The organism is Aromatoleum anaerobium (genome assembly GCF_012910705.2).
Lineage (GTDB): Bacteria > Pseudomonadota > Gammaproteobacteria > Burkholderiales > Rhodocyclaceae > Aromatoleum > Aromatoleum anaerobium.
In genome coordinates this window covers 1-795 of sequence record NZ_WTVG02000016.1, presented here as the reverse complement: position 1 = coordinate 795, position 795 = coordinate 1, and the positions used below count along the sequence as shown (strand labels likewise).

Below are 795 nucleotides of genomic sequence, written 5' to 3'. Positions count from 1 at the left end.
TAACGGTGATTGCGATGGCCGCCACCCCTGATGATGAAAGAGAATTCGGGGTGGAAGGAGGCGGGAAGAGGTCGCGCAATTTTTTGGCGGCTCGACCCCGCAAGCTAACGTGACCCGCCGAACTGACTCGTACCCCGGATTGCTTCCATAGAGAGCGCACGTTAAACAGGCCGTCGGCGACTTGTCGCCTTCAGGCACTTTCAGTTCTGGCACCCGCCCCCTTCCACTGTTGAGTGTAATTCGACGGGAGATGGCATGGAACTGGTAGCGCTACACAAACGAGTCATCGGACTGGATGTGCATCAGGCGCAAATTACGGCCTGCGCGATCCTCGAAGAGGCCGACGGCACGACGCGTATCGAACAGCGGCAATTCGGTGCGTTCAAACGCGATCGGCGCGCACTGGCCGACTGGGCGGCATCGCTTGCTCCCGATCAGGTGGTGATGGAGAGCACGGGCATCTACTGGAAGAGCCCGTATGCCGCACTGGAAGCGGTGGGCATCCGTGGGCAAGTGGTCAATGCCCGGCACGTCAAGAATGTTCCCGGACGCAAGACCGATGTCGGCGATGCGCAATGGTTGGCGACGCTCTCGCGTGCCGGATTGCTGCGCGGTTCGTTCGTGCCGCCGGCACGGCTGCGTGAGTTGCGTCTGATTTCGCGGCAGCGGCAGAAACTGGTGGGTCTGCTGGCCTCCGAGAAGAACCGCCTGCACAAGGTGCTGACCGACGGCGGCATCCGCCTGGGCGTGGTGGTGAGCGATCTGCATGGTCAGTCGGCACGCGCCATGGTCAAG

General features: G+C 61.9%; 1 protein-coding gene. It reads left to right on the top strand.

The genetic code is table 11. The features are described 5' to 3' along the window. Positions 1–255: 255 nt before the first annotated feature. Positions 256–795: IS110 family RNA-guided transposase (locus tag GO606_RS00710; RefSeq protein WP_246979251.1), on the top strand; the 540-nt coding region annotated here is incomplete at its 3' end.